Below are 8,041 nucleotides of genomic sequence, written 5' to 3' on the forward strand. Positions count from 1 at the left end.
TGGCTATGCATGACCTGCCTTCGTCTTGTTTATCCAGAAACCGGGACGATACCACCCACTGAAAATTCAATAGAGGCATTTTTGAAATATCAGGTTTGGGTTTGACCGCCATGGACGCAATTGCCAGCCTTACGCTCGGCCGGTCTGGCAGGTTCAAAAGAAGTGAAGATGGGCGGTTGGGATACGAACCCAGTGGCCGCGAGCCGGCAATACTCCTTTTTTCGAGGAATGGCTTGCCATTTCATGCACGCCCCCAATTCATCGCAACACATCGAAGGCACCAACCGGCCGTCTTCACCGAGGCGAGGATTGCAGCGCTCCGCGAAAGCGAAAGAAATGGACGACTTGATTTCGAGCAGCACTTATTTCCCATGCTTAAGGCGGAAATGATGCTTGCCTATTATGAGGCGTGTACTAAATCAACGAAGGCTAATCGTGATATCCGCGAAAGACTCCAGTCCTTCAGGGAATGGGAGGATGGAGATTCAGTCGCGAGACTAAGCGAGTCGCTTGCGGAATTGGCCGGGCGTGTCAGCCCATTTGATCCTGAAAAATTTCTCATAACGGCACTGCCAGGCGACCTCAAGGGGGATGAATACAGAAATTGGTTCGTTGACTATTTGACGGATGATCTTTTCGAAAGCAGAACTGGCCTTGCCGCTAGTGCAAGAAAGTGTGCCTTGGAGGTGTGGCGAGACTTGAGAGATCTGATTCGATTCGCCGTCAATTTTGACGGTCTCACTACGTCTTCACGGGCTCGGTTCTATTCGATTTTTTCGCCATTGATCAACCGATTGGTGGCGGGCCCTCATATTGAGCGGCAGGAAGAATTTCTCGCGCTCCTTCGCTCCGATGTCGTCCGCCTGGTTCGCTTGAGTGATCTGCCAGCGGAGCGCGCCATGTTTCAGAAGGTCGCTTTCACAGGGGCCTGTAATGGGAGCAACGTCCTCCATCGCTCGTACTCCGTCGCGGCTCAAATTGCGAATCACGATCTCAGAAACGCCAACCAATCTCTTCCCGCACAGTTGATTCAAGCCGGCATCCTTAGTCAGGTTGAGGGTGCATCGTCGGGTGGCATCAAGGTCGACGAGCAAGGTCACGCGATCGATGCAAAAGGTACAACATCGACTGACGTCTGGGTCTTCGGACCGCTGGTTGAGGGGACGACGTACTACAACCACTACGTCTCTTCGCCAAATTGTTACTCGCGCGCCATATACGACGCGAATCAGGCTGCGCGGGAATGTCTGATCGGATCGGAGGTGCGGGTGGCAGCATGAAAGCCGGTTCTTGGAACGGAACTTACCCGCAAGACAGGCGTTTCGGACAAGCGTTCGCGAAACCTGCTTCAACGTGTTTTGCCGGCCTTGAATCTAGATATGGGCTGATATTCCGATGACTGAACGGCGTGATACCGAAATTCAATCTGCATATGGAACGCGTGGAAAACGACATGAATATCGAGACTGAATTTGTCAACGACCACGAGCCGCAATCAATCCCTCACGCAAAGGCTGGGAACTCGAATTTATGGTCAGTGCGCTTTCGCGAATTGCTGAGCTCCGAAGAGCCACAAGCAGACGCAGTAGCGGCACAGATAGCGAATCAATACATAGCGGAAACATCCGCATGTGATTGGCTCTGCGATCTTGTCGAGTCAAGCCGCTTGCAATCCCCGCAGCTTATAGGGACGACGCTGCTGCACTATCTTCGTCCGGCACTTGAGATGTCGGAGACTTGGGCGCCTTCCGCGCAGGAGGCTACTTTTGTCCTGGTTCAATACACCCCGCAGGCAATGCTGACTGGGGCACTTCTACAGAAGACGTTTCACGCAACACGAAGTGGGACAGAGCTAGCCGCAGTTTTCCATCGCATGCACCAGGCAATCTTGCGGCAGCATCATCGCAGTTCGAATAGACACGAGTGCTATGCAGCAATGCTGCAATTGCTCGATGTTTATTTGCCACCGTTAGGATCAGCGCGATTTCAGAGCGAGCTGGGGATTCAGGAACTATCCTTTGAACTCCCTACAATCGATCTAGCAATGTCGCGTTTTCCCGACCGGTTCATGCCAGAAATCCTTGGCGCCTGTCTGCACGATGCTGCCTGCGGGGCGCCCACTATTGTTCGGGCGGCCGTTGAGCAACTGCGCGCAACGGGCAAGATCATTGCCGCGGATCTGTTCCCGATCGAAGTAGAGCAGCAACGCCTGCTCGATGAGGCGCTACTGGCAATTACTCATTTTATTCGCGATTTTAAGGGCAGTTCAGCGGACTTGGTTACGCTCGTTGGCCGCATCTATCTGTCAACCACTCTCCGAGCACGGAGCTGCTCTGCATGGTCGGAACACATTACGTCTCTGGTCTCAAAAGGGTACCTGCAGCCGCGCGCGAAAATGTTGCGCATGCTGCAGAGGAAATCGAAATACGCAGTCGGTTATCACAGTCATCTTCGTCTCGGGAAATGCCCGTTTGATCAACTGCTAGTACAAAACCCGCGCCGATTCATGAGCGAGTTGGCGGCTTCCCGTTACATCGTTCCAGGTGAGCCTGATCGAAGCGCACTATTAACGTCCCTTGTTGCGCCGAAGGGGAAAATGTTTCGGATATTCCAACCTGATGAGCTTGACGTTATCCGTGCGTGGATATCCTCGCTCGCTCCTGCCGAAAGCGAGGCTAATGGTCGAGCGCTCCGCACGACCGGTGCCGTAGGCAAAAACGCGAGCATAAGCGGGGACTCTGCCTCAAGCGGCAGTTGGATTGCTAACACGCAGACGCCTGCGCGCGTCGACGCCCAGAGTGTGATTGCGCGCGATATGTACTATCGCCTTCTAAACGCCGAGCATGATGCTGAAATTAGATCGCTCGCTCTCGACTACGCACTACGTTGGCTGCGACTCTCAGAGCGTCAGATAGTGATCGGAAAACGTCCGCCTCCCCTCCGTGAATACAATCACCGCGCGTTTAACGATTGGTTTGACGAAACAGTTTCGAAGCAGATAGCTTCGTATCATCCGAAGCACCCTAAGGATTTCAAAATCCGAGATCGTGTTGTGGACGAGGCGGTGCAACTCTGTCCGTTAGTAATGATTGACGGGGCGTGGCTACAGGGCTGGTGCGGCCCAGAACTTACCGACACTCCGATTGGACGCATCTTGTACACGATTTACTCCGATGAGATTGGCAACGGTGACACATCCCTGAACCATCCCAACATATACAGAACCTTGATGAACGAAATGGGAGTTGACCTACCCGAGATCGGATCACGCTCATTCGCTGACTGGGACGGATTCCGGGATGAATCGTTTCGTGTACCCGTCTTGTGGCTCTCTCTCGCCCTGTTTCCCCGACGATTTCTACCCGAAACATTAGGCCTGAACCTCGCAATGGAGCTGTCTGGCGTGGGCGGAGCATATCGAAGCGCGCGAGACGAACTCAGATATTACGGATTCTCCTCCCACTTCGTTGATCTCCATAACACCATTGACAACGTATCTACCGGGCATTCAGCGATGGCCGTGGAAGCAATTCAGCTTTATCTGGATGGCGTCGTCGATTCTTACGATCGGCATGCTGTGAATCTTCATTGGCAGCGGATATGGGCGGGCTATCTGGCTTTAGTGCCTCCGCCGGAATCTTTTCTGAGCCGCTTTTATCGCAGCGCCAATTATGGCAATGCCGCGAACTGACGAAGTATCCGATGAGGTGCACGATGAGTAGATATCTGTTGGGACTTTCAGCGTATTACCATGACAGCGCAGCTGCCCTTCTTTGCGATGGACAACTGATAGCGGCAGCGCAAGAGGAGCGTTTCACTCGAATTAAGCAGGATAGTAGATTTCCGTCGCTCGCTACGGCATTTTGCTTACAACACGCGGGCATCGATCTGATCGATGTCGAGGCAATCTACTACTATGAAGAGCCGCGACTAAAGTTTCGCAGGCTTCTGTCAACCTATACGAGCTTCGGACTGAAAGGTCTCAACCGATTCGTACATGACATTCCTGTTTGGCTAACGGATAAGCTCCACGTGGTAAAGAAGATACGGCACGAGTTGAGTAAGCTGACGAATGGCGGAGTTGTCCCACCGATCTATTGTGTACCGCATCACGAATCTCACGCTGCATCGGCATTCTACGCCAGCCCGTTTCCGGACGCCGCAGTGCTCTGTATTGATGGCGTCGGCGAGCTCGCCACGACCTCATGTTGGGTAGGACGAGGCAATTCCCTCAGACCGCTTTGGAACATAAATTTTCCTCACTCGCTTGGTTTGCTGTATTCGGCTTTCACTTATTTCTGCGGCTTCAAAGTTGACTCAGGCGAATACAAGCTCATGGGACTTGCTCCCTACGGGCAACCGACATACGCGGGATTGATCAGAGACCATTTGATCGACGTGAAGAGCGACGGTAGTTTCTGGTTGAACATGGAATTCTTCGACTATGCCACAGGCAAGACCATGATCAATTCACGGTTCGAGCGACTGTTCGGCGGACCACCTCGCCGCCCCGAAGATAGGATCACCGAGAGAGAATTCAATTTGGCTGCCTCAATCCAGCACGTTTTGGAAGATATCGTACTAAAGATCGCGGTATCTGTTAGAGCGGAAACAGGCCAGCGGAACCTATGCCTTGCAGGTGGCGTAGCTCTCAATTGTGTCTCAAACGGAAAGATCCTTAAAAGCGGCGTATTCGAGTCGGTCTGGGCACAGCCTGCTTCGGGAGATTGCGGAGGCGCCTTGGGGGCAGCATACACAGGGTGGTATAGCCGGATGGGCGAGACGCGACACCAAATGGATCATGACGGAATGCGCGGTGCCTACGTTGGAACTAGCTATCCGGATGAACAGGCGGCGCAACTTCTTGACGAGCTGGGCGCTAAATACGAAACCGTTGCTACGTCCGATTTGCCGGCGATTGTCGCGCAACTGATCAGTCAAGGTCACGTCGTTGGCTGGTTCCAAGGTCGCATGGAATATGGTCCGCGCTCTTTGGGCTCCAGATCTATTCTGGGTGACCCGCGCAATCCGGATATGCAGAGTGTGATGAACTTGAAGATCAAGAATCGAGAATCCTTCAGGCCGTTCGCTCCGGCTGTGCTCGCAGAGCACGCTTCCGAGTGGTTCGAGATCGATCGTGCAAGCCCATACATGTTGTTCGTTGTGCCAGTTGCTAAAGGCAGGCGCAAGGATGCCACTGCTGAAGAGGAAGGAAAGACGGGGATAGAAAAGCTCAAGGTTGTGCGCTCAAGCATACCGGCTGTCACACATGTCGATTTCTCGGCGCGGGTTCAGACGGTCGACGATAAATCCAATCCCTTGTTCTATAGGCTTATCACCGCATTTCACGAGATCACGGGCTGCCCGATTCTTGTCAACACATCATTTAATGTTCGTGGGGAACCTATCGTTGAGAGTCCCACCGATGCGTACCGTTGCTTCATGAGAACTGCGATGGATTATCTTGTTATTGGTTCGCATATCGTTCGTAAAACCAGTCAGCCTGCATGGGAAGAGGCAGTCGATTGGAAAGAGGAATTTCAACTGGATTAGCTCTGAGGATAAACCATGCTGAATCGCGCCGTGCTAGTTATCGCGAAAGTAATTTGTGGAGCAGCCTTCCTCACGTTGGTTTGGCCGCTGGGAGGCGTTTCGCGATTGATAGGCAATCCAATGCTCTTAAGAAGATTGCCAGCTGCGAACACGTACAAAATTCTAGCCAAGTGATCCATGTCGCTGCTTGAAACCAAAACAGGATGCGTAATGCTCGATACCAACACATTTAAGCCTCTGACCCACGACGAAGCTGTCCAGGAAGTGTATCGATTGACGCCTCAAATTCGTGAGTACGATGAGTTCATGTATCTCGGGGTGCGATGGCTTCCCTACACGATGTTCTTTCATCATGGGAATTATCGATCGACGGTGATCAATACTGACTCCCTCGGATTTCGCTATAGCACGTCGCAAGGGAAACTGTATTCGGTTGGCGACCTCCCGGTTGATAGGCCGATAAATCTGCTAGTCGGTGGCTCTACCGCTTTGGGGACGGGTGCGACTACGGACGGAGGTACGATCGCCTCCCGGTTGAGTGTGCACACAAATGAAATCTGGCTCAATTTCAGCGGACGCGGTTACAACGCTGTTCAGGAAGTTTTGCTATTTCTGATGCATCAGCATCGATTTAGTCATATCAATAATGTCGTTGTGCTAAGCGGGATAAATACTCTTACCTTGGAAGGGATTCCCGATAGTCTCTCAACTGACCATGGAAGATACTATTACTCATTTGAGTACGCTCATTACATGGAAAAATATAATGAGGATCTAAAGCGCCGACAAAATACATATGCGTCTGATCTCGATGGTCGGCAAAAGGGGATGATCGGGAAGTACGCAGATTTCATACGATCTAAGCTCGGAAAAGATAATCCGGCCGATGTCGTTATAAGCGACGATGATACAAATACCGAGGGATCGAGTTAAGCGGGCTGCAGGGGTGATTTCCAACTCAATGTTCCAGTGGCAGCAACTCCTTGCGCCATTTGGTGCGCGTCTTTCGTTTGTGCTTCAACCGATGTCTTACTGGGTCAAAGAGCACTTCACGCAAGAAGAACTGGCAATTTTCCATGCAATAGATAGTTGTCCAAATAATTTCTGGAGGCTTTTCGGGAAAATCCTAAGCCCGGAAATCCATGATCCGTTCGCATCGGAGATTTTGCGTGGCTGCCATAAAAGAGATATTGCTTTCTGGGATATGAATAATTTGCTACGGGACTCAAAGCTGCGCGACGAGAACATCTTTGTAGATCGCGTGCATTTTAATGATGCAGGCTATGACGAAGTTGCTCGCATCGTATCAGATGTCGTTCTTTCCTAAGCCGAATTTTTAAGAGGTCACTATGCCGTCCAGCAATCAAGGCCAACGCTCGACTACTACGAAGAAAGATCGTCGGATCGGTGTATTCAGGCGCCTTCTGACTGTTTTTTTTCCCAAGAAGAAAAAGAAGGAAGAGAGCGGGTCTATTTATCCACTTCGTTGACATCGCAGCCTGAGTCATTAGTTGTCTAGATGTTCATCCAAAAATCAAGACTACGAGAGGTTCACTATGAAGAAACTTGTACTTTACGGCCATCCCGAATCGGGTCACTCATACAAGGTCAAGCTACTGATGGATGTCAGTGGAATTGACTACGAATACCAACTGGTTGATATCGATCTCGCGCGCGAAGATCGACCGGAGCCGTTCCGCTCGCTCAGTTTGCCTCGCTTTGGAGAAGTTCCGTTGCTCACGCACGGGGACGATGTTTATGTTCAATCCAATGCCATCTTGTGCTTCCTTGCGCAGCATCTCGAATCCTTCGGCGGCCAAGACGGAAATGCTATGGCACGAGCGATGGAATGGCTTTTTTGGGAGCACAACAAGATCGGCTTATGCTTGCCGCATCTGAGGCTCGCCCGTAACTTCTTTCCCGAGCAATATCCGGTAGGTGCTATTGAGTGGTTGCAGTCTCGTTATGATGCAGATGTGGGTCGATTCGCGAAGGAGCTTTCGGACGGGCGGCCATTCATTCTGGGCGATGCAATTAGCATCGCCGATTTCTCCCTCGCCGGCTATGTTTATTGGGCAAATCAGGCTGAGGTTGAGCTTCCGGCGCCGGTATTGGCTTGGGCGAAGAGAATTGCAAGGCTGCCTGGATGGAAATTGCCTTATGCCCTCTTGTCACCTGAGCGCCCTTATGTAAGCTACGGAAAGATTCTTGGTGAGCTGGACATAATGACCGAGCCGAGCCTCGTCGTCGCCTGATCATCTCGGCGCTAGCGGCAACAATCCCGACGGCTTAGGTAATGCCGCCGGGATTTTTTTCATAATATGAAAAAAATCGGTCGCAAATGGGGCGACGATGATGTCCGTTTTTTGCGAGACAATTCGTGCTGAATCCCCTATCGTCTCCTTATGAATGGCAATGTCCCAGGCGTAGTTGAAGGTTGAAGGCGGCGGTTCCCCGTTGGGAATCCGAGAGAATCGGGTTTCCACGA

At 51.7% G+C, this 8,041-nt stretch carries 7 protein-coding genes; 6 read left to right on the forward strand and 1 reads right to left on the reverse strand.

Going from position 1 to position 8,041, the window contains the following annotated elements:
• Positions 1 to 110 precede the first annotated feature (110 nt).
• From EVC45_RS42715 to EVC45_RS42735, 6 genes are all read left to right on the forward strand, one after another.
• Positions 111 to 1,280, forward strand: a complete 1,170-nt coding sequence (locus EVC45_RS42715) for a hypothetical protein (protein ID WP_129964107.1) — start codon at positions 111 to 113, stop codon at positions 1,278 to 1,280.
• A gap of 173 nt (positions 1,281 to 1,453) precedes the next feature.
• Entirely contained in the window at positions 1,454 to 3,691 is a 2,238-nt protein-coding gene (locus EVC45_RS42720) for an iron-containing redox enzyme family protein (RefSeq protein WP_168991658.1), read from the forward strand.
• 23 nt (positions 3,692 to 3,714) lie between these two features.
• Complete coding sequence (locus EVC45_RS42725; RefSeq protein WP_129964109.1) at positions 3,715 to 5,553, forward strand: carbamoyltransferase; 1,839 nt, start codon at positions 3,715 to 3,717, stop codon at positions 5,551 to 5,553.
• A gap of 210 nt (positions 5,554 to 5,763) precedes the next feature.
• Positions 5,764 to 6,486 carry a hypothetical protein gene (locus EVC45_RS47365; RefSeq protein WP_248295493.1) on the forward strand — a complete coding sequence of 241 codons (723 nt, stop codon included), beginning with the start codon at positions 5,764 to 5,766 and terminating at the stop codon, positions 6,484 to 6,486.
• A gap of 13 nt (positions 6,487 to 6,499) precedes the next feature.
• Positions 6,500 to 6,880 carry an SGNH/GDSL hydrolase family protein gene (locus EVC45_RS47370; RefSeq protein ID WP_248295494.1) on the forward strand — a complete coding sequence of 127 codons (381 nt, stop codon included), beginning with the start codon at positions 6,500 to 6,502 and terminating at the stop codon, positions 6,878 to 6,880.
• 229 nt (positions 6,881 to 7,109) lie between these two features.
• Complete coding sequence (locus EVC45_RS42735) at positions 7,110 to 7,808, forward strand: glutathione S-transferase family protein (protein ID WP_129964110.1); 699 nt, start codon at positions 7,110 to 7,112, stop codon at positions 7,806 to 7,808.
• Here EVC45_RS42735 and EVC45_RS46330 read toward each other — a convergent pair.
• The coding region (locus EVC45_RS46330; RefSeq protein ID WP_211193578.1) for a hypothetical protein at positions 7,809 to 8,041 on the reverse strand (233 nt) is incomplete at its 5' end.

It is taken from the genome of Paraburkholderia sp. UYCP14C (assembly GCF_004197395.1).
Taxonomy (GTDB): domain Bacteria; phylum Pseudomonadota; class Gammaproteobacteria; order Burkholderiales; family Burkholderiaceae; genus Paraburkholderia.

Coding starts and splice junctions, on each gene's coding strand:
- EVC45_RS42715 (WP_129964107.1), top strand. CDS start 111: ATGGACGCAATTGCCAGCCTTACGCTCGGCCGGTCTGGCAGGTTCAAA.
- EVC45_RS42720 (WP_168991658.1), top strand. CDS start 1,454: ATGAATATCGAGACTGAATTTGTCAACGACCACGAGCCGCAATCAATC.
- EVC45_RS42725 (WP_129964109.1), top strand. CDS start 3,715: ATGAGTAGATATCTGTTGGGACTTTCAGCGTATTACCATGACAGCGCA.
- EVC45_RS47365 (WP_248295493.1), top strand. CDS start 5,764: ATGCTCGATACCAACACATTTAAGCCTCTGACCCACGACGAAGCTGTC.
- EVC45_RS42735 (WP_129964110.1), top strand. CDS start 7,110: ATGAAGAAACTTGTACTTTACGGCCATCCCGAATCGGGTCACTCATAC.